This window comes from Arthrobacter sp. NQ4 (assembly GCF_029077345.1).
Classification (GTDB): Bacteria; Actinomycetota; Actinomycetes; order Actinomycetales; family Micrococcaceae; genus Arthrobacter.
The window spans coordinates 215,112-239,956 of the sequence record NZ_JARETC010000005.1; the positions used below are offsets into that span (position 1 = coordinate 215,112).

The window sequence follows — 24,845 nt, forward strand, 5'->3', positions numbered from 1 at the left end:
GGCCTCCCGGCAACTCCAGAACCAGCCAAAGAACGGCCGTGCGGCCCCGGCGTTTCGCGCGGCTCCGCTGCAGGGAACCGCGCGATTCAAAGGGATGCGCCCGGGCCGGTAGAATGGGAGAGCAAGCTCGCGGAGCGCCCGACCTCATGGTGAACCAACGCAGGTGACCCCCTTTGTCCCCGGCACCCCCGGTACGGCGTGAGACGGCACCACTCCGCTGCGCCCTTACCCAAGCTCACGCACAGGAGTTGCCGGATGCCCCGGATCGTTGTTGACGTCATGCCCAAGCCCGAGATTCTGGACCCCCAGGGGAAGGCAATCGTTGGCGCTCTCCCCCGGCTGGGCTTCACCAGCTTCAGCTCTGTCCGCCAGGGCAAGCGTTTCGAACTGACGGTCGACGGCGAGGTGACGGAGGAAATCCTGGCCCAGGCCCGCGACGCGGCAGAAACCCTCCTCTCCAACCCGGTGATCGAAGACGTCGTCAACGTCGAGGTCGTCGAGGCCTGAGATGAGTGAACTTCCCCTGATCGGCGAAGCTGTCGCTGTCGCGGCGGAACCGCGCCTCGCCGGCGCCCGCATCGGCGTCGTCACCTTCCCTGGAACCCTTGACGACCGGGACGCTGCCCGAGCCGTGCGCCTCGCCGGTGCCACCGCCGTCGAACTCTGGCACGGCGACACCGAACTCGGTGACGTGGACGCCGTCGTGATTCCCGGCGGCTTCTCCTACGGCGACTACCTCCGTGCCGGCGCCATTGCCCGCTTCGCGCCGCTGATGTCCAGGATCATCGACGCCGCCAACTCCGACGCCAAGCTGCCCGTCCTGGGCATTTGCAACGGCTTCCAGATCCTCACCGAGTCGCACCTGCTGCCCGGCTCGATGATCAAGAACGACCACCTGAAGTTCCTCTGCCGCGACCAGGTGCTGCGCGTGGAGAACACCAACACCGCGTGGACGCTGGACTACCAGGCCGGCCAGGAAATCACCATCCCGCTGAAGAACCAGGACGGCCAGTACATCGCCGACGAAAAAACCCTGGACGCCCTTGAGGCCGAGGGCCGCGTCGTCTTCCGTTACGTGGGCTTCAACCCGAACGGTTCCCGCCGGGACATCGCCGGCATCTCCAATGCCGCCGGCAACGTGGTGGGCCTCATGCCGCACCCGGAGCACGCCGTGGAACCGGGCTTCGGCCCCGAATCGCTGGACGGCATCGGCGGGTCCGATACCCACGGCCTCGGCTTCTTCACCTCCGTACTGAACAAGATTGTGGGAGGCGACAAGTGACCACCGAAACCACCAAGAAGTTCAACATCGACACCGTCGAGAACGCTGCCAAGACTCCGGACACCGAGCTGCCCTGGGCCGAGCTCGGCCTGAAGCAGAACGAGTTCGACGAGATCGTCAAGGTCCTGGGCCGCCGCCCCACCGGCGCCGAACTGGCCATGTACTCCGTCATGTGGAGCGAGCACTGCTCCTACAAGTCCTCAAAGAACCACCTGCGCCAGTTCGGCCAGAAGGTCACCGAGGAAATGAAGAAGGACATGCTGGTGGGCATCGGCGAAAACGCCGGCGTGACCAACCTGGGGGACGGCTGGGCCGTGACCTTCAAGATCGAATCGCACAACTCGCCGTCGTTCGTTGAGCCCTACCAGGGCGCCGCGACCGGCATCGGCGGCATTGTCCGCGACATAATCTCCATGGGCGCCCGCCCGGTCGCCGTCATGGACCCGCTGCGCTTCGGCGCCATCGACCACCCGGACACTGCCCGCGTCATGCACGGCGCGGTGGCGGGCATCGGCGGCTATGGCAACTCCCTGGGCCTGCCCAACATCGGTGGAGAGATGGTCTTCGACTCCGTCTACCAGGGCAACCCGTTGGTCAACGCCCTGGCTGTCGGCGTCATGCGCCACGAGGATATCCGCCTGGCCAACGCCTCCGGCAAGGGCAACAAGGTGGTCCTGTTCGGTGCCCGCACCGGCGGCGACGGCATCGGCGGCGCCTCCGTGCTGGCCTCCGAATCCTTTGACGACACCAAGCCCTCCAAGCGCCCCGCCGTCCAGGTGGGCGATCCCTTCGCGGAAAAGGTCCTCATCGAGTGCTGCCTGGAGCTCTTCAAGGGCTCCCTGGTGGAAGGCATCCAGGACCTCGGCGCCGCGGGCATCTCCTGCGCCACGTCGGAGCTCGCCTCCAATGGCGACGGCGGCATGCAGGTTGAGCTGACCTCCGTCCTGCTGCGCGATCCCACGCTGACCCCGGGCGAGATCCTGATGTCCGAGTCGCAGGAACGCATGATGGCCGTGGTGACCCCGGAGAACGTGGAAGCGTTCGAAGCCGTCATGGACAAGTGGGCCGTGGAGTACTCCTGGCTGGGCGAGGTGACCGATACCGGCCGCCTGATCATCACGTGGGAAGGCGACGTGATTGTCGACGTCGATCCCCGCACCGTGGCGCACGACGGCCCGGTCTACGACCGCCCGTTCGCCCGCCCCGAGTGGCAGGATGCCGTCCAGGCCGACACCTTCACCGGCTCGGTGCAGGATGCCGGCCGCCCGGCCGCTCCGGCCGAGCTGGCTGCGGCCGTGACTGAACTCGTGGCCTCGCCGAACATGTGCTCCAAGTCCTGGATCACCAACCAGTACGACCGGTACGTGGGCGGCAACACCTCCATGGCATTCCCCGACGACGCCGGCGTGGTCCGCGTTGACGAGGAAACGGGCCTGGGCGTGGCCCTGGCCACTGATGCCAACGGCCGCTACACCTACCTCGATCCGTACCACGGTGCCCAGCTGGCACTGGCCGAGGCCTACCGCAACGTCGCCACCGCGGGCGCCATCCCCATGGCCGTCAGCGACTGCCTGAACTTCGGTTCCCCCGAAGATCCGGACGTCATGTGGCAGCTGGCAGAAGCCATCCGCGGCCTGTCCGACGCCTGCATGGTGCTGGGCATCCCGGTTACAGGCGGCAACGTCTCGCTGTACAACCAGACGGGCACCACGCCCATCCACCCCTCCCCCGTGGTGGCGGTCCTGGGCAAGCTCGACGACGTTGCGCGCCGCACGCCGTCCGGCTGGCGTGAAGATGGCCAGGCCATCTACATGCTGGGCACAACAGGCGCCGAGCTGGACGGCTCCGAGTGGGCCAACATGCGTGGCCACTTGGGCGGGCAGCCGCCGAAGGTTGACCTTGAGGCAGAACGCGCCCTGGGCGAGATCCTGATCAACGCTTCGCGCGACGGCATGATCGACTCCGCGCACGACCTCTCCGAGGGCGGCCTCGCAGCTGCGCTGGTTGAGTCCTCGCTGCGCTACGGCGTGGGCGCCCGGATCGCCTTGCAGGACATCATGGACCGGGACGGCGTGGACCTGTTCACGGCGCTCTTCTCTGAGTCCCAGGGTCGCGCCATTGTGGGCGTCCCGCGGTCCGAGGAAGTCCGCTTCACGGATATGTGCACCGCCCGCGGCTTCGCGCACACCCGCATCGGCGTGGTCGACGCGGCCAGCGGCAAGCTGGAGATCAACGGCGTGGAGGGCCTGTCCCTGGACGCCCTCCGTGAAGCCCACGAAGGGACGCTGCCGAAGTACTTCGGCTAGCCCCCCACCCATCGACTGCTCCGTACTTGTCGTTTTGACCCGTCAGAACGACAAGTACGGAGCACTCGTTTTTATAAACCCCTTCGCCAGCCGGCCTGTGCCAGGGCAACAAGAACTTTGGCTGCGGCCGGTTTCGCATCGTTGACCATGTGGCGTTTGGAAATCCTGACCTCCGTCCACCCCAGGGCGGCGTACCGTTCAGAGCGCGTTATGTCCCTGGCGATCTGGCTTTCATCTCCGTGGTGCTCGCCCTCGTACTCGATTCCGATCCTGTATTTGCGGTAAGACAGGTCCGGTTCATGGTGCCTGACGCCGTCCTCAGTGATGATCGGAACGTTCAGCTCGGGCTCGGGCAGGCCTGCGCGGACGATAGCGAGCCGGAGCATCGTTTCCTGGGCCGAATCCGATCCGACCCGGATGAGTTCCAGGGCCTCCTTGGCCTTCCGGAGGCCCCGCTTTCCCCGGTGCCTGTCGATGGTCCGCTGCAGGTCCCATATGCTGCACAGCGGCAAGTCGCGGCCCTCGAAGTCGGGGCGCGGAGCACGGACACAGGCGTCCCCCATGGCCACGATTTCATCCACGGACAACAACTCGGCCATGTCGAGCCAGGTCCGGGCAGGCGTTGTCACCGGAATTCCGTTAAGTGTGGCGACCTCATCCTCAAACAGCTTCATGCGGTGCACGATGACATGGGGCCTGTCCAGGTGGGCTGCACCCTCGGGGCGGATGAGGTGGTAATCGTCATAGGCCTCGTCCTGGCGCCGCTGCGGCAGCGAATGCAGCTCCGCAGCCGTCACGTGCGAGGCTGCACACAGCTCGTTGACCTCGATAAAGGGCCGAACCCGAACGCTTAAGGGGAGCTCCGTCGTCGTGCCTTCCACCCTGATGCCCCGGCCACGGTATGTCAGCGACCCGTGCCGCCAGCGGCGCGGGGAGACTCCGGCAACCGAAGCGTCAACAAGAGTGAAGGGGCGTCCCCGGAGTTCCTCCGGCAGCGGGTGTGGGGTCTTCATCGATCCATGAGAGCAGAATCCCGACAACACCCGCAGAAGTTATCCACACCCTCCATCCATTGCTGAGCAGATGTCGTTTTGGCGCGTGAAAACGACAAGTTCTCAGCAATCGATGGGTGGGCCCACGCCGCCAGGGTTCCCTGGCCGAGCTTGCGAGGCGAGGGTGGCGGTGGGGCTAGTCTTCGCTGTGGAGCTCGCGCTGGCGGGCGCTGAGCAGCTCGATCTCGGGCCGGCCGGCCACAAAGCGTTCGACGGCGGCCAGCACCTCCATAAGGTGTGGCCGGTCCGCTGCCACCAGGCCGACGCCGAGCTGCGTGCGCCGGTACTGGCTGTGGTCCCCTACCTCGGCGACCGACACCTCAAAGCGGCGTTTGAGCTCGGCCAGGAGCGGCCTGACGACGGACCGTTTCTCCTTCAGGCTGTGAACGTCGCCAAGGAGGATGTCGAACTCGATCCAGCCAATCCACATGGCTCCGGACCTTCCCTACTCGATGGTGAGCTCGCCCATCCGGTCCCAGCCGTCGCCGTCGAGCTGCCGGCTGACGATCCTGGGGGTTTCGGCGAGGGCCTGCGGCATGTCCGTCATGGCCTTCTTGAAGTGGCCGCTGTTCACGTGGTCGCCGGCGGCATCGTCCTTGAAGGCTTCCACGAGGACGTATTCGTTGGGATCGTCCAGGCTGCGGGACCAGTCGAACCAGAGGTTGCCGGGTTCCTTCCGGGTGGCTTCGGTGAAGTCCGCCACGAGGGCCGGCCAGCGCTCGGACCACTCGGGCTTGACCTTGAACTTGACGACGATAAAGATCACTGGGATTTTCCTTCCGCGGCGAGACTGCGTGCCCCTTCAATGTACCGGGAAGTAACGTAGCGCTGCGCCGCACGGGTCACCACGCCGCCGGCCGCGTAGAACCAGTTGGCAGGCCTGCTGAACGCCCGGATCCGCAGCCATACTTCACCCTGGCTGTTGATCTCCACTTCAAAGGATTCCTCCCCTCGGGCAGGGTGTCCGGGCAGCGTCCCGTAGCCAAAACCCGCCGATTGCGGCACGCCGTCCGGCGTCGGCTCATGGACCCACACCACCTGGCAGGGGGCCGGCAGGCGGAAGGGCCCGACGCCGAATCCGCTCACCACGCGTGCGCCGGGGACCGCCTTTGGCGAATCCGCGCGGACGCGCAGACCTGCCCGCCGCTGCAGCTCCCAGGCCAGGATGCCGTCCGCCACGCGACGGTAAACGTCCAGTCCGGTCCCCAGGCGTGCCTCCTCAAGGACACGGCCGTATCCTTCGGGAGCGCTGCCCTGTTCCGTGCCTCCCACTCCCGGGTAGTTCAGCCTGGCCGCGGCCCTGTCAGTCAATGCTGCCTTCCTTCCCGAGGCGCGCCCACCCCAGTTGTTCCTGCTGCTTCCGGCTCAATCCTGACACCACCAGGTCGTAGGAGTCCTCCACCATGTCCCTGACCATCCCGTCCGGCAACGAACCGTCAAGGCGGACACCGTTCCAATGGGTCTTGTTCATGTGCCATGCGCCGGTAATCGCCGGGTGCACCGCCCGCAGCTGCACGGCAAGGGCCGGTTCGCACTTCAGGTTCACGTAAAAGTCGTCCTCATCCATGGATGACAGGGCAAACAGCTTGGCCTCGTGGCGGGTGCCGCCGGCAATGTGGGCCCGGACCTTGAAGACCGATGTTTCCGGTCCGAACGGAAAATCTTCGTAGGCTCCCGGAAACGAAAGGCAGATCGTCCGCAGCGCGTTTGGGTCCATGAAGGAAGCCTATAAAGCAGGCCTGCACAGTGCTAGTCTGCGAGGATGTCACGCGACCAGGGAGCCATACCTGTTCTGGATCTGAGTACCGCACGGCAGCCCTACGGGCCCTTCAGCCCGGAGTTCATCGAGCAGCTGCGGCATGCCACCCACGATGTGGGCTTCTTCCAAATCACCGGCTACGGGGGCCGCCCTGGCCAGGCAGAAGAGCTGCTGGACCTCCTCGGGCGCTTCTTCAACCTGCCGCTTGAGGAGCGTATGAAGCTGGACAACCGGCTGTCCCCGCACTTCCGCGGCTACACCCGGATGGGCACCGAAGTGACCCAGGGCCGGGCGGACGCGAGGGAGCAGATCGACTACTCCCCGGAACGTGAGCCGGTGAAGGACTACCCGGAGGACCAGCCCTATTGGCTGCTGCAGGGGCCCAACCTCTGGCCGGACGAGGCGTTCCCCGGGCTCAGGCCTGCCGCCATGGAGTGGGCCGAGCTCATGTCGGAGGTAGGGATGGAGCTGCTGCGGGCCATCGCGGTGTCGCTGCAGCTGCCGGAGGAGTACTTCGATGAACCGTTCCGGGACACCCCGGCGTGGATGGGCAAGCTGGTGCACTACGTGGGCGGCGTGGTGGAAGCCGCCGGTGACCAGGGTGTCGGTTCGCACGCCGACTACGGGTTCGTGACTCTCCTGCTCCAGGACGGCGTGGGTGGCCTGGAAGTACTGCCGCCCGGCACCAGCCAGTGGTTGCCCGTGGAGCCCCTTCCGGGAGCCCTGGTGGTGAACCTCGGCGAGATGCTGGAGGTAGCCACGGAGGGATACCTCGCAGCCACTATCCACCGCGTCCAGGCCCCGCCGCCGGGTGTGGACCGCTACTCGGTACCGTTCTTCTGGTCGCCCCGGCTCGATGCGGTCATCGAACCGGTTCCGCTGGCTCCCGGGCTGAAGGCGGCGGCCCGGGGCATCACGGACGATCCCGCCAACCCGCTGCTGGCTTCCTTCGGAATGAACATGCTCAAGGGCCGCATGCGCGCACACCCTGACGTCACAGAGCGGCACTATCCTCACTTAACGCAGGGCCGGAGCTGATTAACTGCCGGAGCCGCTGAAGCTCTACAGATTGTACTTCCAGGCGAGCTGCGCCGGGCAGGCGTTCATCACCACGTCGAGGCCGGCCGCCTTGGCGCGCTCCGCCGCCGCCTCATCGATGACGCCCAGCTGCAGCCAGACGGCTTTGGCCCCCACGGCAATGGCCTGGTCGACCACGCTGCCCACCTTCTGCGAATTCACAAAGAAATCCACGACGTCGATGGGCTGCTTTTCGGCCGGGATGCCGGCCAGGGTGCGGTACCCGGTTTCGCCGTGGACAGCATCGCCGGGCAGGTTGACGGGAATGATGTCCATGCCAAGCTTGTCGCGGATAAAGAGCGAAACATCGTAGGCTGCGCGCCACTCATTGGTGGTGAGGCCGACGATGGCCCAGCGGCCCTTGGTTCGCATGAGGCGTTCAATGACTGCAGAATCGTTCGTGTGGCCCATGGGATCAGCCTACGCTCCCCGCTGGAAGTCCTGAAGGACCGAATAAAAGAACGAATACAGCAACGTTGGGCGCCTGTGAACGAATATTAAGCGGCGGCTGCGAGAGTTTGCTCTCGCGGATTCACTGGAGTGTAGTGGTCTTTGACCATCCCGAGCGGCCGAGAGACCTGGATCGATGACGCCGCAGCAACCCTGGTCGCCGGACGTTCCCCCACGCTCCGGCGATAACAAGGATGGCAGCCGCGGATCTCCGGAACTGGCTTTTCCGGAAGGCTGCCTCCGTCGGGTGCTACCGCCAGGACCGATGGAGTGAAACGATGGGCTTGAGCGCCGCTGAAACGATGGACCTGAACGCGGGGGTCCACCCTGACAATGTTGCCTTTTGGGAGCAGCAGGCGCTGCGTCTGGACTGGGACACACCGTGGCACACGGCGCACCGCTGGCTTCCGGCAGACCCGGAGGCTGCCCGCGGCCCGGAGATCACCTGGTTCGAGGGCGGCACGCTCAACGTGGCCGCCAACTGCGTGGACCGCCACGTCGCGGCCGGCCGCGGCGCCAAGGTGGCCCTCCACTTCGAAGGCGAGCCGGGCGACCGCAGGTCCATCACGTACGCCGAGCTCCAGCGCGAGGTGGCAAAAGCCGCCAATGCGCTCCTGGCCCTGGGCATCACCAAGGGTGACCGCGTGGTCATCTACCTCCCGGTCATCCCCGAGACAGTCATCATCACGCTCGCCGTGGCCCGGATCGGCGCCATCCACTCCCTGGTGTTCGGCGGTTTCTCGGCCGAAGCGCTGAAGTTCCGGGTGGAGGACACCGGCGCCAAGCTCCTGGTCACCACCGACGGCCAGTTCCGCCGCGGCGTGGCCGTTCCCGTGAAGGACAACGCGGACGCCGCCGTCGCCGGGGACAACGCCATCGAGCACATCCTGGTGGTCAACCGCACCACCCCTGCCAACGGCCTGGCCGCCGTCCCCATGACCGCAGGCCGCGACGTGTGGTGGCATGACGTCGTCGGAAACGCCCCGGACGTCCACGAGCCGGAGGCGTTTGACGCCGAGACGCCGCTGTTCATCATGTACACGTCCGGCACCACCGGAAAGCCCAAGGGGCTGGTGCACACCTCCGGCGGCTACCTGACGCAGGCTTCGTGGAGCTTCGAGCACCTGTTCAGCAACCCGGATCCGGCCCTCCGCGACCGCGACGTGCACTGGTGCACGGCCGACCTCGCCTGGGTCACGGCCCACACCTACGAAATCTACGGCCCGCTGTCCAACGGCGTGACGCAGGTGATCTTCGAAGGCACTCCCAACACCCCGCACCCGGGCCGGCATTTTGAGGTCATCGAACGCTACGGCGTAACCCAGTACTACACGGCACCCACCCTGGTCCGGTCCCTCATGGGCTGGTTCCCGGACGGCGTCCCGGACACCTACGACCTGTCCTCCATCCGCCTGCTGGGGACCGTGGGGGAAGCGGTCAACCCCGAGGCCTGGCGCTGGCTGCGGAACAACGTGGGCGCCGGCACTGCACCGGTGGTGGACACGTGGTGGCAGTCCGAAACCGGGGCCACCATCCTCTCCCCCGCGCCGACGGACAGCAGCTTCAAGCCCGGCTGCGCCGCCCGTCCCCTGCCGGGAGTCAGCACCAGGATCGTGGACGACGGCGGCAACACCGTTGCGCCGGGCGTACAGGGAAACATCGTGGTTGACTCCCCCGGACCCGCCATCGCCCGCACCGTCTGGGGCAACCCGCGCCGCTACTTCGACTCCTACTGGAGCAAGTACGCGGACCAGGGCTGGTTCCTCGCCGGCGACGGCGCCAAGTACGACGCCGACGGCGACATCTGGATCCTGGGCCGCGTGGATGACACCCTGAACGTCTCCGGCCACCTGCTCTCCACCATCGAGATCGAGTCCGCCCTGGTGTCGCACCCGGACGTGGTGGAGGCCGGCGTCTGCCCGGTGGCGGATCCGAAGACCGGCCACGCGGTGGTGGCCTTCGTCGTGCTGAAGGCCGGGGCCCCGGCTGACTGTATCGACGAGCTCCGCAACCACGTGGCCAAGGAGATCGGCCCCATCGCCAAGCCACGCGACGTCGTCGTGGTTCCCGATGTCCCCAAGACCCGCAGCGGCAAGATCATGCGCCGGCTGCTCACCCAGCTGTTCGAGGGAACTGCGCTGGGCGACACAACCTCCCTCCAGAACGAACCGGCCATCGCCGGTATCCAGGACGTCCTGCGCCAGCGGGCCCTACCGAAGGAAAATTCATGACCGAGATCAGCAACGTCGCACGACTCTCCGAACCGCTCAAGTTCGCCTACTGGGTGCCCAACGTCTCCGGCGGCCTGGTGGTATCCACCATCGAACAGCGCACCGGCTGGGACTTCGACTACAACAAAAAACTGGCGCGCATCGCCGAGGAGTCCGGCTTCGAATATGCCCTGACGCAGACGCGCTACGCCGCCTCCTACGGCGCGGACAAGCAGCACGAGGCGACGTCGTTCAGCCTGGCCCTGTTGGCCGCCACGGAGCGCCTGAAGGTCATCGCCGCGGTCCACCCGGGCATGTGGCACCCGGGCGTGCTGGCGAAGTACATCATCACCGCCGACCACATCTCCAACGGCCGTGCCGCCGTCAACATCGTCTCCGGCTGGCTGAAGAGCGAGTTCACCAACTTCGGCCTGGAGTGGCTGGAGCACGACGAGCGCTACGTCCGCACCGAGGAATTCATCAACGTCCTGCGCGGCCTGTGGACCGAAAAGGAGTACAGCCAGTCCGGCAAGTACTACAACATCACCGACTTCACCCTGAACCCCGCCCCGGTGGACGTCCCCGGCCGCGCCCACCCCGAGATCTTCTTCGGTGGAAACTCGACGGCGGCCCAGGCCACCGCGGGCCGCGTGGCGGACTGGTACTTCTCCAACGGCAAGGACCTTGAGGGTTTCAAGGACAACATCGCCGGCGTCGTCGCCTCTGCCGGCGAGGCCCGCCGCGGCACTGCCGGCCAGTTGGCCGCTCCCCGTTTCGGGCTGAACGGCTTCGTCATTGCGCGCGACTCGGAGAAGGAGGCCCGGGACACCCTGCGCGAGATCGTGGAAAAGGCGCACAAGCCCGCCGTCCAGGGGTTCCGGGACGCGGTGCAGGAGGCCGGTGCCGCCACCAAGGACGGCAAGGGCATGTGGGCGGATTCCACGTTCGAGGACCTGATCCAATACAACGACGGCTTCAAGACCCAGCTGATCGGCACCCCGGAGCAGATCGCCGAACGGATCGTCGAATACAAGAAGATCGGCGTGAACCTGTTCCTCACCTGCTACCTGCACTTCCAGGAGGAGGTGGCCGCATTCGGCCGGGACATCCTGCCGATCGTCCGGGAGCTTGAGGCGGACCTGGCCCGCAAGCACGGCACGGAACTCGACCTCTCAATCACTCCCGCCGCCCAGGCGGTGGCTGTCTGATGGCTGAGCGCACCTTCGGGTTCCGCACCCGCGCCCTGCACGCCGGCGGCACCCCCGACGCCGAACACGGCGCCCGCGCCGTTCCCATCTACCAGACCACGTCGTTCGTCTTCAAGGACACCAACGACGCCGCCAACCTGTTCGCCCTCCAGAAGTACGGCAACATCTACTCCCGCATCGGCAACCCCACCGTCGCGGCGTTCGAGGAGCGCATCGCGTCCCTCGAGGGCGGCATCGGAGCGGTCGCGACGGCGTCGGGCATGGCAGCGGAGTTCATCACCTTCGCCGCCCTGACACAGGCGGGCGACCACATCGTGGCAGCTTCCCAGCTGTATGGCGGAACTGTGACCCAGCTCGACGTGACCCTGCGCCGGTTCGGCGTGGACACCACGTTCGTCCCCGGCACCGACCCCGCTGACTACGCCGCGGCGGTGCGGGACAACACCAAAGCCATTTTCGTGGAGGTGGTGGCCAACCCGTCGTCGGAGGTCCAGGACCTGGAGGGGTTGGCAAAGGTGGCGCACGACGCCGGCATCCCCTTGGTGGTCGACGCCACCTTGAGCACGCCGTACCTGGTGCGGCCCATCGAACACGGTGCCGACATCGTGATCCACTCCGCCACCAAGTTCCTGGGCGGCCACGGCACCACCCTGGGTGGCGTAGTGGTGGAGAGTGGCCGGTTCAACTGGGGCAACGGCAAGTTCCCCACCATGACTGAGCCCGTGGCTTCCTACGGCAACGTCTCCTGGTGGGGCAACTTCGGTGAGTACGGGTTCCTCACCAAGCTGCGCAGCGAGCAGCTGCGGGACATCGGTCCGGCCCTTTCGCCGCAGTCGGCGTTCCAGCTGCTCCAGGGCGTTGAGACCCTGGCACAGCGGCTCGACGAGCACCTGAAGAACGCGCAGGCCGTGGCCGAATGGCTGGAAAACGATGAGCGGGTAGCCTACGTCAACTACTCGGGCCTGCCTTCGCACCCGCACTTCGAACGGGCCCGGAAGTACCTGCCGCTTGGCCCGGGCTCGGTGTTCTCCTTCGGGGTCAAAGGTGGGCGCGCCGCAGGGCAGAAGTTCATCGAGTCCCTGCAGCTGGCCTCCCACCTGGCCAACGTGGGTGACTCCCGGACCCTGGTGATCCACCCCGGCTCCACCACCCACCAGCAGCTCAGCGCAGCCCAGCTGGAATCCGCGGGCGTGCCGGAGGACCTGGTCCGCATCTCGGTGGGCCTCGAGGATATCGAGGACATCCTGTGGGATCTGGACCAGGCACTCACCGAAGCCTCCAACGCCGCGGCCCGGGACGCCGCCGTCGCCCAAGAACCCGCAGGCGCCTGCACGATCGGAGCAAACGCATGAGCACCGCCGAACGCACCTGGTCCGGCCCGTCGGCACCTGAGCGGCTGGCCCTGCTCCGGCAGGCGAAATCCATTGCCATTGTTGGAGCCTCTGACAAGCCGTCGCGGGCCAGCTACTTCGTGGCCACGTACCTGCTGTCCTCCACCCGCTACAAGGTGTACTTCGTGAACCCGGTGGTCAAGGAGATCCTGGGCCAGCCCACGTATGCGTCCCTGGCGGACCTGCCGGAGAGCCCGGACATCGTTGACGTGTTCCGCAAGCATGACGACCTTCCGGGCGTCCTGGACGAGGCCGTGGCCGCCGGTGCCAAAACACTCTGGCTGCAACTGGGTTCCTGGCACGAAGGCGTCGCGGCAGGCGCGGAAGCCGCGGGGCTCAACGTGGTGATGGACCGCTGCGTGAAGATCGAGCACGCGCGCTTCCACGGCGGACTCCACCTGGCCGGCTTCGATACCGGCGTGATTTCCTCCAAGCGCCAGGTCATGGCCTGACCGGGCACTGCATGAGGCGACAGCGGGTCCGTCCGACGGGCCCGCTGTTGCTGTGTTTCGGCTATTTCGCCGGAGACGTGGGCTTGGGCCCGGCTCCCTGTCCTGCCGCCTGGGAGCTTGTTTGGCCCTGCCCCGGCATCGCGTTGGCCGCGGAGCCCGCCGCCTTTTGTGCCTCGGCGGCTGCATCCCCGGCTGACGGCCCGGTGTTGGCCGCCGGGAGTCCGGCCTTCGCCGGCCCGGGAGCCCCTTGCCCTGCCGGCATCCCGTCCGTCGCGGCGCCGGGATTCTCCTTGCCCCTGCCAAGTCCATTGCCCTGCAAAGAAGTCCCGGGAGCCGCGGGCGTGCACGCTTCGGCGCCGGCCTCGTGTTTGACCGGGCCGACGCACGGCGGGAACCCGGTGTGCGCCCGTCCTGTGTGGCGGGAGGAGCCGGCAGGATCCCGAAGGAGGCTGGAGGCAAGATTTGCGGCATCGGCGGACTCACCGGGTGCAGGTGAGCCGGCAGCGGCAAGGTCCCCGTCGGAAGCCACCTGGGGGCCCCGGTAGCTGTAACCGGCGGCGGACGGTTCCCCCGCTGTACCGTTCCAGGGCGCCCAATCCTCCAGCAGGTGCTCCACTGGACTGGTTCCGGAAGTGCTGGAGCTGGCGGCTACCCCGCCAGCGCCCAGCCCCATCCCGGCCACCAGCACCAGGCCCAGCGCGGTGGGGCGGTGCCGCCGGCGGCGGCGGCGCGCCAGTTCGTCCCCAGGCAGCGCATCGGGCTGTCCAGTGGCCTGTACACCGGGCTGTTCCGGCACCTCTTCAGCTGCCTGTTCAGCTGCTTCCCCGCCCGGTTCCCCTGCCGTGAGCAGTGCGGCAAGCTCACCGCTGGGTTCCGGCGCGGGCAGCGAAGCCAGGGTGCCCAGCGACAGCAGGGCGTTGCGAAGGTCCGCATCCAGCTGGCAGCCGGCGTCCAGCAGCATGTCATCAACAAGGGCGGCGCGGTTTTCCGGGGCGGGTGTCATGGCGCGAGGTACTCCTTCACTGCGGCGAGTTCCCGGAGTTTCAACAATGCGCGCCGCTGAAGCTGCTTCACCGAACCGGCGCTCTTTTCCATGGTCTCAGCCGTCTGTTCCACTGTGAGGCCTCCCACCAGGCGCAGCGACAGGACGTCCCGCTGGTCCTGCGGCAGACCGTCCAGCAGCGTCAGGACCTCCTGGGGCGAAATGCGCTGCAGGGCTTCCTTTTCCGCTGAGGTGTCCACGCGCTGGTCGAGCTCGGGCTCGAAGGGCAGCTTGACCGGGCTCCGGCTTTGCCGCCGGTGGTCATCCACCATGCGGGCGTGGGCAACGGAGAAGATAAAAGTCCGCAGGCCGGATTCGCCGCCGTGCACGGTGTGGAGGCGGGGCAGCACGGAAAGGAACACTTCCTGCATGGCGGCCTCCGGATCCTCGACTCCCCGGGCTGTGAGGTAGCCCAGCACCTGTGATGCGTAGGTCTTGTAGACAAGGCTGAAGGCGGCAGTCCCGGAAAGCGGCTGGTCCGGAGCCTCGTCTGTCTGTGCATCGGTCACTGACGTAGTGCTTTCCGTCAAAGAAGGGTGTTGGCAAGGCGGGCGCTCAGTACATCCGGAACGCTGCCCTTACTTTACCCTCAGGTAACCACCCCCGCCGGAACCGCCACGGCGCCGGCAACAGGGCCGGTGCCGGGCCAGGCGGGTGCAGCCACCCTTGCGGAAAGACAAAAGAGCCGGCCTGGAACGTGATGGGGGACAGGTTCCAGACCGGCACTTCATAGGGGTAATCGCCGGGGCACCCCAAAGGGTTACGCGCTTTCAAAAAAACTTCTGAGAATTTCCTTCCCCGCCTGTCAGCGGGCTGCTGCCCTGGTCCACCGGCGTGCCGTGGCATGCCGGCGCGGCGCATTGGCCAGCGCAAAAGCGTGCCGCGTGGCGGGCGCGCGTTCCTCTCCGCACACGGGCACGACGGCGGCGGGCAGCCCGGCCGGAACAGCGGCAGCAGCCGCAGCGGGTTCAGCCGCGGGACGGGCTACGGTTCCGGCGGGACACAGGTCGGTGACCAGGCCCGTGCCGGCACATTCACGCACCGCGGCGATCCCTGCCGCCACAGCGGCCTTGTCCTCGAAGGGGCCGGAGACGGCGATAACGGCCCCGTCCGGAGCCAGGAGACGGAACCGGAAAAACGAATCAGCGTCGACGAATGCTTCAAATCTTCCGGCCATGACGATCCTTCCTTGGGCACCAGGTTGTACAGACGAGTCTGGCCGCGGCACCGGAAACCTCACAAGACCGTGCGCGTTAAGCCTGTGTAAATTCGCTGTCCGCCACCAAAAGAGAAGCGGCAGGCCACCTGCGAAAGGTGGCCTGCCGCCGTCGTCATGCCTGCTCCGGGAGGGCGCGTCAGTCGTTGATGAGGTCGTTCACCACGATGGTCTGGTCGCGGTCCGGGCCAACGCCGATGGCCGAGAACCGGGTTCCGGAGAGCTTCTCCAGGGCCAGCACATAGTTGCGGGCATTCTCTGGCAGGTCCGCCAGCGTCCGGGCTCCCGTGATGTCCTCGGTCCAGCCATCGAAGTACTCGAAGATCGGTTTGGCGTGGTGGAACTCGGTCTGCGTCATGGGCATCTCGTCATGCCGGACACCGTCGACCTCGTAGGCCACGCACACCGGGATCTGCTCGATGCCGGTCAGGACGTCCAGCTTGGTGACGAAGTAGTCCGTGAAACCGTTCACGCGGGAAGCGTGCCGCGCCAGGACGGCGTCGTACCAGCCGCAGCGGCGCGGGCGGCCGGTGTTGACGCCGAATTCGCCGCCGGTCTTCTGCAGGTACATGCCCATCTCATCGAAAAGTTCGGTGGGGAACGGGCCGGCACCAACGCGGGTGGTGTAGGCCTTGATGATGCCGATGGAACGCGAAATCCGGGTGGGGCCGATGCCGGAACCCACCGAGGCGCCGCCGGCGGTGGGGTTGGAGGAGGTCACGAACGGGTAGGTGCCGTGGTCCACGTCCAGGAACGTTGCCTGGCCGCCCTCCATCAGGACTACCTTGCCCTCGTCCAGCGCCGAGTTCAGGACCAGGGTGCTGTCGATGACCAGCGGGCGGAGCCGCTCGGCGAAGGACAGGAAGTACTCCACGATCTCGTCCACCACAACGCTGCGGCGGTTGTAGACCTTGACCAGGAGTTCGTTCTTCTGGCGCAGCGAGCCTTCCACCTTCTGGCGCAGGATCGATTCGTCGAAGACGTCCTGGACGCGGATGCCCAGCCGGGCCACCTTGTCCATGTAGGCGGGGCCGATGCCGCGGCCGGTGGTGCCGATGGCGCGGCTGCCGAGGAAGCGTTCGGTCACCTTGTCCAGCACCTGGTGGTACGGGGCCACCAGGTGGGCGTTGGCGGAGACCCGCAGTTTTGAGGTGTCGGCGCCGCGCGCCTGGAGTCCGTCGATTTCCTGGAAGAGGGCCTCCAGGTTCACCACGCAGCCGTTGCCGATGATGGGAACGGCGTTGGGGCTGAGAATGCCTGCCGGCAGCAGCTTGAGTTCGTACTTTTCACCGCCTACGACGACGGTGTGCCCGGCGTTGTTGCCGCCGTTGGGCTTGACGACGTAGTCAACACGGCCGCCCAGCAGGTCGGTGGCCTTGCCTTTTCCTTCGTCGCCCCACTGGGCTCCTACGATCACAATTGCTGGCATGGGATCCTCCCCCATTCGTTCGGACTGCCCGGGCCGGCCACCAGGTGGCGGGCCCATGCAGCGCCGTTCATGAGAATGCCCCGAACATACCGGCCTTCGCACAGCCGCAGCACGGCGCAGCGAAGCAAGAGTTCCGGGGCTCTTACCACCCAAGTTTAGCCGATGGGGCACTTTGTCCACTGTTGTGGCCCGCCGCGGTCCTTTCTGCCAAAAGGCCGCGGCGGCCGGTGCCGCCTATTCGTCCTCCGCCTCCCCGGCGGGCCGGGACGTCTGTTCGGCGAGCGTGTTCCAGAAGGAGGTGTCGGCGTCGGCAATGGACCCGTCCGCGATGGCCGCGGCCGTGGAGGTCAGCGTGGTGACGGTCTGCTTGATCAGGTAGCCGTTGCTGCGCTGTCCGAGTGCATAGCCGTCCAAATAGTGGTCCGACATGCCGCGCATCTCGAAGAGCAGGGTGGCGATGCCGTACTCCACGGAGATGCCGTTGCGGCTGATGGTTTCGGCACTGCCGCCCTGGTACTTGCCCAGGTGTCCCCAGCCGGTGGAGTCGACGTTGTTGAAGACCACCGCGCCGAGCTGCTTGGATTTTTCGACGACGGCGGGGTCGGCGTTGGGGGTGGTGGGGTACAGGATGGAGCCGGATACCAGCTTGCCGTCACGCTCCGCCCGGGTGCCCTGGTGGTGCAGGTCGATCATGTAGTCGATCCGGTATTTGCGCATGACGTTGTTGTGCAGCGCCTGGGTCTCCGGCTGGACCTTGGCCACGTGGTCGCGGTTCAGGTCCACACCCTCGGCGTTGTAGCGGGTGAGGTGCCGGTCCCCCTTTGCGAGGTAATTGTCCAGGGAGAAGTTCACGTCGCCCATGGCGCCGTCCGCATTGAGCATGGGCACCACCAGGATGTTCACGCCTTTGAGGATGTCCGCGGATTTGCCGGTCCCCAGGTGCTTGATGAACTCCATGGCGCCCTCGGTGGTGAGCTGCTCGTTGCCGTGCTGCTGGGTCAGGTACAGGATGGTGGGCTTGGCGGGGTCCGAAATGTACTTGACCAAGTGGATGTCGCGCCCCTTGACCGTCTGCCCGATGACCTCCAGCTCCATTGCCGGCTGGCGGGCATCCTGGTCCTTCAGGAACGAGACCATCTGTTCGTACGTGGCGAGCTTGGACGTGGTGATCTGGCCGTTGCCGTCGTAGGTGGGGCCTTCGCCCACAGCGTGTGCCAGCGGGGCAGGTCCTGCTACGACGGCCAGCGCCAGGGCTCCGGAGACGGCGAGGGTCCTGAAATTTGCCAGGGGTTTCTTCACAGTGCGTTACCTCTTTCGAGTGCATCGGGGTGCCGTTAGCCAGCTTCGTCGCGGCGGCGGCATGTGACCTCAGCCAACCAAGCTTAACGAAACCTGTCAATAACCTGAACAAAAGCTGTAAGTATGCTGCTGCCCGCTGGGAAACGGCAGGAAAGCCGCCGGGCAGCCCGTCGCGACATAAAGCGGAGCAGACTTGCCCCGGGGCAGGCATCTGGATTTATGTGAGAGTGAACCATCCGGAGCGGCCGAGAGACCTGGCTCGATGACGCCGCAGCAACCACGGTCCAGCAGGATTCCTGCCGGCCGAAGGTGCTACTGCCAGGACCGATGGAAAGGAAGATTCCAGCATGTCCCTGAACACCGACCACATCCGCGTCACCCACGCGGGATCCTTGCCCCGCACCCCGGAACTCATCGCGGCCAACGCCGCCAAGGAAACCGACGGCGTCACCCCTGAATTCCTGGAACTTCTGGAGGCCTCCGTGGTGGAGGTGGTCCAGCGGCAGAAGGACCTCGGCATCGATATCCCCAACGACGGCGAATACGGGCACACGATGTCCAGCTCCGTGGACTACGGTGCCTGGTGGAACTACTCCTTTGCACGGCTGGGCGGCCTGGAGCCAACCAACGTGGACCGCTGGGCCGATGCCCAGGTGCACCGCTCCTCGCCCGGCAACATTGTCCTGACCTCATTCCCTGACCGGCGCGACCGGCAGGCGTTCAACGAGGCCTACAACGACCCCTCCTCGGGCATCCTGTCCCACCGCAAGAGCGTGACCCAGCCCAAGATCGCCGGACCCCTGACCTACACGGGCCAGGACCTGGTGGCATCGGACATCAGGAACCTGAAGACCGGCCTCGCAGCGGCCGGGTTGTCGGACGGCTTCGTAGCGTCCCTCTCTCCCGGCTCCTGCGCCCGCGTGGCCAACGAGTACTACAAGTCTGATGAGGAACTTGTCTACGCCTGCGCCGATGCCATGCGGGAGGAATACAAGGCGATCATCGATGCCGGCCTCACCGTGCAGCTCGATGATCCGTCCCTGGCCGAGAGCTGGGACCAGATCAATCCCGAGCCCAGCCTGGAGGACTACCTGAAGTTCATCCAGCTGCGCGTCGAGGCCACCAACTGGGCCCTCCGCGACCTGCCCCAGGAACAGATCCGGCTGCACGTCTGCTGGGGTTCCTGGCACGGTCCGCACACCACCGACATCCCCTTCGCCGACATCATCGGATCGGTGCTGCAGGTGAACGCCGGCGCCTACTCCTTCGAGGCCGCCAACGTCCGCCACGAACACGAATGGCGGGTATGGGAGGACACCAAGCTCCCCGAGGGCAAGGTGATCATCCCGGGCATCGTCTCGCACGCCACCAACGTGGTGGAACACCCGGACTTGGTGGCAGACCGCATTGTCCGCTTTGCCGACGTCGTGGGCCGTGAGAATGTCATCGCCTCCACCGACTGCGGCCTGGGCGGCCGGGTCCACCCGCAGATCGCCTTCGCCAAGCTGGAGGCCCTCGGCGAGGGCGCCCGCCGGGCCACCAGCCGCCTCTGGTAGCTGCAAGAGGCGACGCGGGAACCCGCCGGTTCCGTGCCCTGGCTGAGTCAGGTGCACGGGACCGGCGTTTCGTTTCCCGGGGCTTGCTAAACTGGGTAAGGCCGACCAGGAATCGGCCCACCCCAATCAACCGCCGCTGATGTGTCGCGCCCCCGCGTGCCCGTTTCCGTGGCGGCAGCAACGCCAATCCCCGCAGGAGAACCAGCACTTCATGACAGCCCTGGCACCCGAAACATTCCACGAACAGCTCATGAGCCGCCGCTACGACCCCAGCGTTGCTGCCGTTAACGAGCTCTGCGATTCCCTGCGGGAGACCAAGCCCGGAACCGTGGTCCCTTATGTGGATCCCATGCACGACGTGGAGGAATGCCGCATCATCAGCCTGTTCTCCAACATTGGCGAGGCGGACCCGTCCGGGTTCATCACGGCCGGGGACCAGGACGCCGCGACCCGCATGCTGGGACTGCAGTGGAAGCTGGGCCTGCGCCCCGAGTTCGTGATGCCGTGGAACGTCCACCCCTGGCACGTTCCCGGTGAGCCCAACGGCAAGTTCACTCCCGACCAGATCCAGGCAGGCCTGAAGCCGCTGCTGAAGTTCCTGGCCCTGGTGCCCCGTGCCTCCGTCATCGTGGCGCACGGAACCGAAGCCAACCGGTTGGCCAACGCACTCCTGAAGACCGAAGTTCCGCTGCTGTGGCGCCGTGGCCTGAAGACCTACAAGGTGCGCTCCCTGAGCGGCCGCGCCTTCGCCGGTTCCCCCGCTCGCCAGGAGGAGTACCTCGAGGACATGCGCGCGGCCTACGCCGACGCCATGGCACGCACCGGCATCGCCAAGCCTTAAGCGACCGACGGCGGGTGGTTAACTTTCCAGGAAAGGGAACCCCCCGCCGTCGGTGTTTAAGCGCAAAGGACTAAAACTTGCCCTCGATCGCTGCCTTCGCCGTGGGGTCCGAGTCGTTGAGGAACTTTTCGATCCGCTCCGGCTCGTCAGCCTCGCCGATGGCGGAGGAAGCCCTGCCCAGGGAATAGAGGGCCCGCAGGAATCCGCGGTTGGGCTCGTGCTCCCACGGGATGGGCCCGACGCCGCGCCAGCCGTTGCGGCGCAGCGAGTCCAGGCCGCGGTGGTAGCCGACGCGGGAGTAGGCGTAGGAATCGATGATCCGGCCCTCCGCCCATGCTTCTTCGGCGAGCACAGCCCAGAGCAGCGAGGACGTGGGGTGCTTGGCCACCAGGTCCAATGCCTCGTGGCCGGCCTCCAACTGCCCGTGCACCTCGGTTTCGGCAGGCAGGAGCGTGGGCTCCGGCCCCATCAGGTTCCGGCGGAACTCGTCCGACATCTAGAAGGTCTTTCCGGCCGAACCGAGCTGCTTGGTGGCTTCCACCACGCGGGCTGCCAGGCCGGCTTCGGCGGAGGCGCCCCAGACGCGGGGGTCGTAGGTCTTCTTGTTGCCCACTTCGCCGTCAACCTTCAGGACGCCGTCGTAGTTCTTGAACATGTGGTCAGCCACCGGACGCGTGTAGGCGTACTGGGTGTCGGTGTCGATGTTCATCTTGATCACGCCGTAGGAAACGGCGTCGGCGATCTCCTGGTCGGAGGAGCCGGAGCCGCCGTGGAACACGAGGTCGAACGGGTTGTCCTTGCCGATCCTGGCACCCACCTGGGCCTGGATGTCCTTGAGGATCTCCGGGCGCAGCTTGACGCCGCCGGGCTTGTAGACGCCGTGCACGTTGCCGAAGGTCAGGGCGGTGATGTAGCGGCCGTTTTCACCAGCGCCGAGGGCGTCGATGGTGGCCAGGGCGTCCTCGACCGTGGTGTAGAGCTTGTCGTTGATGGCGTTCTCCACGCCGTCTTCCTCGCCGCCGACGGTGCCGATCTCCACCTCGAGGATCATCTTGGCTGCCGCGGTGCGGGCCAGCAGGTCGCGGGCGATCTTCAGGTTCTCCTGCAGGGTCTCTGCGGAGCCGTCCCACATGTGGGAGTTGAACAGCGGGTTGCGGCCGGCCTTGACTTCAGCCTCGGACGCTTCCAGCAGCGGCAGGACAAAGCCGTCCAGCTTGTCCTTGGGGCAGTGGTCCGTGTGCAGGGCGATGTTGACACCGTAGTTCTTGGCCACCTCGCGGGCGAAGGCAGCAAAGCCCAGGGAACCGGCCACCATGTCCTTGGTGGAGGCACCTGACCAGTAGGCGGCACCGCCGGTGGAAACCTGCACGATGCCGTCGGACTCTGCCTCGGCGAAGCCACGCAGTGCCGCGTTCAGCGTCTGCGAGGACGTGACGTTGACGGCGGGGAAGGCGAATCCGCCCGCCTTCGCGCGGTCGATCATCTCGGCGTAGATCTCTGGGGTTGCAATGGGCATGCTGGCTCCTCTGCTGAGTTTCGTCTGTGGGTGGATGACCCTCAAATAGACCGCTTACGGCTTGGCACCATCCTAGCCATTCCCGGGCTGGCAGGGTGTTTCGGGTCACCGGTCGGTAATACTCACACGTGCTGGTTGAAGACGTGCCGCCGGATCCAGGCGTGCATGGCAATAGCCGCGGCGGAGGCGGCGTTGATGGACCGGGTGGAGCCGAACTGCTCGATGGACAGGGTGGCGGCGGCCGCCTGGTGCACTTCCGGAGTCAGGCCCGGGCCCTCCTGCCCGAATACCAGCACGCAGTCGCGCGGCAGTTCATACGTCTCCAGGGGCACCGAGTCCGGGAAGATGTCGATCCCGATGATCGCCAGCCCCTCCCCCTGCGCCCACTGGACGAAGTCCTCCACGGTGGGGTGGTGGCGGACGTGCTGGTAGCGGTCGGTGACCATGGCGCCGCGCCGGTTCCACCGCCGTCGGCCGATGATGTGTACTTCCTTGGCGAGGAAGGCGTTGGCGGTGCGCACCACGGTGCCGATGTTCAGGTCGTGCTGCCAGTTTTCAATGGCCACGTGGAAGTTGTGCCGCCGGGAGTCCAGCTCCGCGACGATCGCCTCGTGCTTCCAGTAGCGGTATTTGTCCAGGACGTTGCGCCGGTCGCCGTCCGCCAGCAGGTCAGGGTCCCAGTGGTCGCCTTCCGGCAGTTCCCCTTCCCAGGGCCCGAGGCCGACCTCCGCCTTTGCGGGTCCGGCCTCCCCGGGCTGGTGGTCGGGTTCGTCTGTCATGCCGGGCGTTTGGTTCACCCTTCAACACTAGACTGGACTCTTCGGGCAATCATCACAGGCGGAGGCAGGGCATGGCAGACGAGGACCAGGTAGCAGGCAACCCGGCGGTATACCGGAGCGGCCAGGAGATTGAGTGCTGGCTGACGGACATGGACGGCGTCCTGGTCCATGAAAACCAGCCCATCCCCGGGGCGGCTGAGCTGATCCAGCGCTGGGTGGACACCTCAAAGCGCTTCCTCGTGCTGACCAACAACTCCATCTTCACGCCCCGCGACCTCGCCGCACGCCTGCGCGCTTCCGGGCTGGAGATCCCCGAGGAGAACATTTGGACCTCCGCCCTGGCCACCGCCCAGTTCCTGAAGGACCAGGTGTCTGCCGGCGGGTCGGAATCGGGCAACCGCGCCTACACCATCGGCGAAGCAGGGCTGACGACGGCGCTGCACGAGGCTGGCTTCATCCTCACCGACCAGAGCCCGGACTTCGTGGTCCTCGGCGAGACGCGCACGTACTCTTTTGAGGCAATCACCACGGCCATCCGCCTGATCCTGGCCGGTGCGCGGTTCATCGCCACCAACCCGGATGCCACCGGCCCCTCCAAGGACGGCCCCATGCCGGCCACGGGTGCCATCGCGGCCCTGATCACCAAGGCCACCGGCCGCGAACCGTACATTGTGGGCAAGCCGAACCCCATGATGTTCCGGTCGGCCATGAACCAGATCGATGCACACTCCGAGACCACCGCCATGATCGGTGACCGGATGGACACGGACATCATCGCCGGCATGGAGGCCGGCCTGCACACCGTCCTGGTCCTCAGCGGCATCACGCACAAGGACGACATCGCCGCGTACCCCTTCCGGCCCAACCAGGTGCTGAATTCCGTGGCGGACCTGAAGAACCAGATCTAGAAGATGCTGACCCGGGAGCCGCCCCGGGGCAGCGGGAAGTACTCGTCCAGCAGTTCCGTGACCAGGGGCCGGTAGATCTGCGGGTTCCAGCCGGGGCTGGCGTGGGCGGGCGCCGCACCCGTGGTCTGCAGGTTGCTGGAGACCATGTTGTCCTTGAACACCACCGCCCAGGTTTCGGCCGCGGTCTCATAGTCAACAGTGCCGTCTTTGGGGTTGCCGATATAGGCCATCTTGGCTGTTCCGAGGTGGCCGGCGAACTGGCTTCCCTCGAAGTGGTAGATGTAGGCGGACTCCGTTTGGACCAGGACGTTGGACGGGGCAATGGGTGAGAGCTGCTCCAGCGTCTGGTTCAGGATCTGGCGCCAGCTCCGTTCGTCCTTGTGGATGATCCGCTCCCCCAGTTCATACCCGCCGCGCAGGGTGGAGGGGAACCTGACGCCGCTCTCGTAGAGGAACACCACGCCGTCGAACCAGCTTTGGTCCAGGACGTCGTGGGCGCTGTAGGGGCTGGAGTCCAGGAGGATGAACTGCACCTGGACGCCCTGCAGGGCCAGGAGCCGGGCCGCCACCTGGGTGGCGAGCATGCCGCCGAAGCTGTGCCCGTAAAAGAAGAGCTTGGTGATCTTCTCGGCAGTGATGTAGTCGGTGATCGCGTTGACCACCTCAGTGATATTGAGCCCCAGGTTGGAATATCCGACGGCGGCGAGCCGGGCGCGCTTGTTCAGTGCGCCCCTGAGCGTGTTCAGGATCCACTGCGCTTCTTCCCAGCTGGTCTTGTACCCGGGGAACAGGAACCAGCTTGCGTCCGGGTAGTAGGCATCGGCGAAGTCGTCCGCAATGGTCAGGATCCTGGTAGTCCGGCGCTGCGACTGCACTTCCCGGGTCATCAGCATGTCCGCCGCCAGCAGCCCGGAGGCGCCGGCCCCGGCCAGGAACGTACGCCGCGAAAAGCGTTTGAGGGCAGCCGCTTCCGCCAGCAGCCGGGCATCGGAGACCCCTCGCCGGCTCTGTGGATTAACTTCCCCCTCATACGGCACACTCCTACCGTAAGCCCCGGGAAAGTCACCACGGC

26 protein-coding genes and 1 riboswitch are annotated in these 24,845 nt (G+C 66.3%); of the genes, 11 read left to right on the forward strand and 15 right to left on the reverse strand.

The features are described from left to right. Nucleotides 1-255 precede the first annotated feature (255 nt). Genes purS through purL form a run of 3 tightly spaced genes read left to right on the forward strand, consistent with a single transcriptional unit; the run spans nucleotide 256 to nucleotide 3,588 of the window. Nucleotides 256-507 (forward strand): phosphoribosylformylglycinamidine synthase subunit PurS, encoded by a 252-nt coding sequence (purS, locus tag PUN51_RS11370; RefSeq protein WP_015935902.1) that lies wholly within the window; start codon nucleotides 256-258, stop codon nucleotides 505-507. A gap of 1 nt (nucleotide 508) precedes the next feature. Further along, a complete protein-coding gene (gene purQ / locus PUN51_RS11375) occupies nucleotides 509-1,282 on the forward strand; it encodes a phosphoribosylformylglycinamidine synthase subunit PurQ (protein ID WP_275180990.1) in 774 nt (257 codons plus the stop codon). Continuing rightward, on the forward strand, nucleotides 1,279-3,588 hold the full coding sequence (gene purL / locus PUN51_RS11380; protein ID WP_224024734.1) for a phosphoribosylformylglycinamidine synthase subunit PurL: 2,310 nt from the start codon (nucleotides 1,279-1,281) through the stop codon (nucleotides 3,586-3,588). Before purQ ends, purL begins: the two co-directional genes overlap by 4 nt. A 71-nt stretch (nucleotides 3,589-3,659) precedes the next feature. On the opposite strand, the gene PUN51_RS11385 is transcribed toward purL, so the two are convergent. From PUN51_RS11385 to PUN51_RS11405, 5 genes are all read right to left on the reverse strand, one after another. Then, complete coding sequence (locus tag PUN51_RS11385; RefSeq protein ID WP_224024732.1) at nucleotides 3,660-4,601, reverse strand: hypothetical protein; 942 nt, start codon at nucleotides 4,599-4,601, stop codon at nucleotides 3,660-3,662. 175 nt (nucleotides 4,602-4,776) lie between these two features. Then, nucleotides 4,777-5,070, reverse strand: coding sequence for a DUF503 domain-containing protein (locus tag PUN51_RS11390; RefSeq protein ID WP_159633515.1), 294 nt, complete (start codon nucleotides 5,068-5,070; stop codon nucleotides 4,777-4,779). Nucleotides 5,071-5,085: 15 nt separating this feature from the next. Then, entirely contained in the window at nucleotides 5,086-5,406 is a 321-nt protein-coding gene (locus PUN51_RS11395) for a putative quinol monooxygenase (protein ID WP_159633518.1), read from the reverse strand. After that, the gene (locus tag PUN51_RS11400) at nucleotides 5,403-5,951 is read right to left on the reverse strand and encodes a DUF1990 family protein (protein WP_224024730.1); all 549 of its coding nucleotides are present in this window, start codon (nucleotides 5,949-5,951) and stop codon (nucleotides 5,403-5,405) included. Before PUN51_RS11400 ends, PUN51_RS11395 begins: the two co-directional genes overlap by 4 nt. Next, nucleotides 5,944-6,357: an MmcQ/YjbR family DNA-binding protein gene (locus PUN51_RS11405; protein WP_224024729.1), complete on the reverse strand. Its 414-nt coding sequence runs from the start codon at nucleotides 6,355-6,357 to the stop codon at nucleotides 5,944-5,946. Before PUN51_RS11405 ends, PUN51_RS11400 begins: the two co-directional genes overlap by 8 nt. Before the next feature lie 45 nt (nucleotides 6,358-6,402). On the opposite strand from PUN51_RS11405, the gene PUN51_RS11410 reads away from it, so the two are divergent. Further along, entirely contained in the window at nucleotides 6,403-7,437 is a 1,035-nt protein-coding gene (locus tag PUN51_RS11410; RefSeq protein ID WP_224024727.1) for an isopenicillin N synthase family dioxygenase, read from the forward strand. 24 nt (nucleotides 7,438-7,461) lie between these two features. Here the strand turns inward: PUN51_RS11410 and PUN51_RS11415 are convergent, their stop codons facing one another. Next, nucleotides 7,462-7,887, reverse strand: coding sequence for a CoA-binding protein (locus PUN51_RS11415; RefSeq protein ID WP_275180991.1), 426 nt, complete (start codon nucleotides 7,885-7,887; stop codon nucleotides 7,462-7,464). Nucleotides 7,888-8,120: 233 nt separating this feature from the next. Here PUN51_RS11415 and acs point away from each other — a divergent pair, with 233 nt between their 5' ends. Genes acs through PUN51_RS11435 form a run of 4 tightly spaced genes read left to right on the forward strand, consistent with a single transcriptional unit; the run spans nucleotide 8,121 to nucleotide 13,187 of the window. Then, nucleotides 8,121-10,157, forward strand: a complete 2,037-nt coding sequence (gene acs / locus PUN51_RS11420; protein WP_374114935.1) for an acetate--CoA ligase — start codon at nucleotides 8,121-8,123, stop codon at nucleotides 10,155-10,157. Next, on the forward strand, nucleotides 10,154-11,344 hold the full coding sequence (sfnG, locus tag PUN51_RS11425) for a dimethylsulfone monooxygenase SfnG (protein WP_224024721.1): 1,191 nt from the start codon (nucleotides 10,154-10,156) through the stop codon (nucleotides 11,342-11,344). Before acs ends, sfnG begins: the two co-directional genes overlap by 4 nt. Then, on the forward strand, nucleotides 11,344-12,696 hold the full coding sequence (locus PUN51_RS11430) for an O-acetylhomoserine aminocarboxypropyltransferase/cysteine synthase family protein (protein WP_159633536.1): 1,353 nt from the start codon (nucleotides 11,344-11,346) through the stop codon (nucleotides 12,694-12,696). Before sfnG ends, PUN51_RS11430 begins: the two co-directional genes overlap by 1 nt. Further along, the gene (locus tag PUN51_RS11435; RefSeq protein WP_214944045.1) at nucleotides 12,693-13,187 is read left to right on the forward strand and encodes a CoA-binding protein; all 495 of its coding nucleotides are present in this window, start codon (nucleotides 12,693-12,695) and stop codon (nucleotides 13,185-13,187) included. Before PUN51_RS11430 ends, PUN51_RS11435 begins: the two co-directional genes overlap by 4 nt. 61 nt (nucleotides 13,188-13,248) lie before the next feature. On the opposite strand, the gene PUN51_RS11440 is transcribed toward PUN51_RS11435, so the two are convergent. The 5 genes from PUN51_RS11440 to PUN51_RS11460 all read right to left on the reverse strand — a co-directional run bounded on the left by PUN51_RS11440 (nucleotide 13,249) and on the right by PUN51_RS11460 (nucleotide 18,173). Then, nucleotides 13,249-14,190: a hypothetical protein gene (locus PUN51_RS11440; RefSeq protein ID WP_224024719.1), complete on the reverse strand. Its 942-nt coding sequence runs from the start codon at nucleotides 14,188-14,190 to the stop codon at nucleotides 13,249-13,251. Next, on the reverse strand, nucleotides 14,187-14,738 hold the full coding sequence (locus PUN51_RS11445; protein WP_224024717.1) for an RNA polymerase sigma factor: 552 nt from the start codon (nucleotides 14,736-14,738) through the stop codon (nucleotides 14,187-14,189). The genes PUN51_RS11440 and PUN51_RS11445 overlap by 4 nt, the downstream gene beginning before the upstream one ends. A 296-nt stretch (nucleotides 14,739-15,034) precedes the next feature. Continuing rightward, nucleotides 15,035-15,406 carry a YegP family protein gene (locus PUN51_RS11450; RefSeq protein WP_224024715.1) on the reverse strand — a complete coding sequence of 124 codons (372 nt, stop codon included), beginning with the start codon at nucleotides 15,404-15,406 and terminating at the stop codon, nucleotides 15,035-15,037. A gap of 178 nt (nucleotides 15,407-15,584) precedes the next feature. Beyond that, entirely contained in the window at nucleotides 15,585-16,874 is a 1,290-nt protein-coding gene (locus tag PUN51_RS11455; protein ID WP_224024713.1) for an adenylosuccinate synthase, read from the reverse strand. A gap of 234 nt (nucleotides 16,875-17,108) precedes the next feature. Further along, nucleotides 17,109-18,173 carry a M14 family zinc carboxypeptidase gene (locus PUN51_RS11460; RefSeq protein WP_275180992.1) on the reverse strand — a complete coding sequence of 355 codons (1,065 nt, stop codon included), beginning with the start codon at nucleotides 18,171-18,173 and terminating at the stop codon, nucleotides 17,109-17,111. A gap of 229 nt (nucleotides 18,174-18,402) precedes the next feature. Next, nucleotides 18,403-18,507: riboswitch (SAM riboswitch) on the forward strand. Between the two features lie 13 nt (nucleotides 18,508-18,520). On the opposite strand from PUN51_RS11460, the gene PUN51_RS11465 reads away from it, so the two are divergent. Then, nucleotides 18,521-19,729, forward strand: a complete 1,209-nt coding sequence (locus tag PUN51_RS11465; RefSeq protein ID WP_275180993.1) for a cobalamin-independent methionine synthase II family protein — start codon at nucleotides 18,521-18,523, stop codon at nucleotides 19,727-19,729. 211 nt (nucleotides 19,730-19,940) lie between these two features. Next, a complete protein-coding gene (locus PUN51_RS11470) occupies nucleotides 19,941-20,570 on the forward strand; it encodes a uracil-DNA glycosylase (protein WP_275180994.1) in 630 nt (209 codons plus the stop codon). 70 nt (nucleotides 20,571-20,640) lie between these two features. Here PUN51_RS11470 and PUN51_RS11475 read toward each other — a convergent pair whose 3' ends face one another. The 3 genes from PUN51_RS11475 to PUN51_RS11485 form a co-directional block, all read right to left on the reverse strand. Then, a complete protein-coding gene (locus PUN51_RS11475; protein WP_224024709.1) occupies nucleotides 20,641-21,066 on the reverse strand; it encodes a DUF3151 domain-containing protein in 426 nt (141 codons plus the stop codon). Beyond that, on the reverse strand, nucleotides 21,067-22,086 hold the full coding sequence (fbaA, locus tag PUN51_RS11480) for a class II fructose-bisphosphate aldolase (RefSeq protein ID WP_175319088.1): 1,020 nt from the start codon (nucleotides 22,084-22,086) through the stop codon (nucleotides 21,067-21,069). 122 nt (nucleotides 22,087-22,208) lie between these two features. Then, nucleotides 22,209-22,865 (reverse strand): TrmH family RNA methyltransferase, encoded by a 657-nt coding sequence (locus PUN51_RS11485; protein ID WP_275180995.1) that lies wholly within the window; start codon nucleotides 22,863-22,865, stop codon nucleotides 22,209-22,211. Nucleotides 22,866-22,936: 71 nt separating this feature from the next. Here PUN51_RS11485 and PUN51_RS11490 point away from each other — a divergent pair, with 71 nt between their 5' ends. Beyond that, nucleotides 22,937-23,773, forward strand: a complete 837-nt coding sequence (locus PUN51_RS11490) for an HAD-IIA family hydrolase (protein ID WP_159633566.1) — start codon at nucleotides 22,937-22,939, stop codon at nucleotides 23,771-23,773. Here PUN51_RS11490 and PUN51_RS11495 read toward each other — a convergent pair. After that, nucleotides 23,770-24,810 (reverse strand): thioesterase domain-containing protein, encoded by a 1,041-nt coding sequence (locus PUN51_RS11495; RefSeq protein ID WP_159633569.1) that lies wholly within the window; start codon nucleotides 24,808-24,810, stop codon nucleotides 23,770-23,772. The two genes, PUN51_RS11490 and PUN51_RS11495, sit on opposite strands and share 4 nt — an antisense overlap. Nucleotides 24,811-24,845 lie beyond the last annotated feature (35 nt).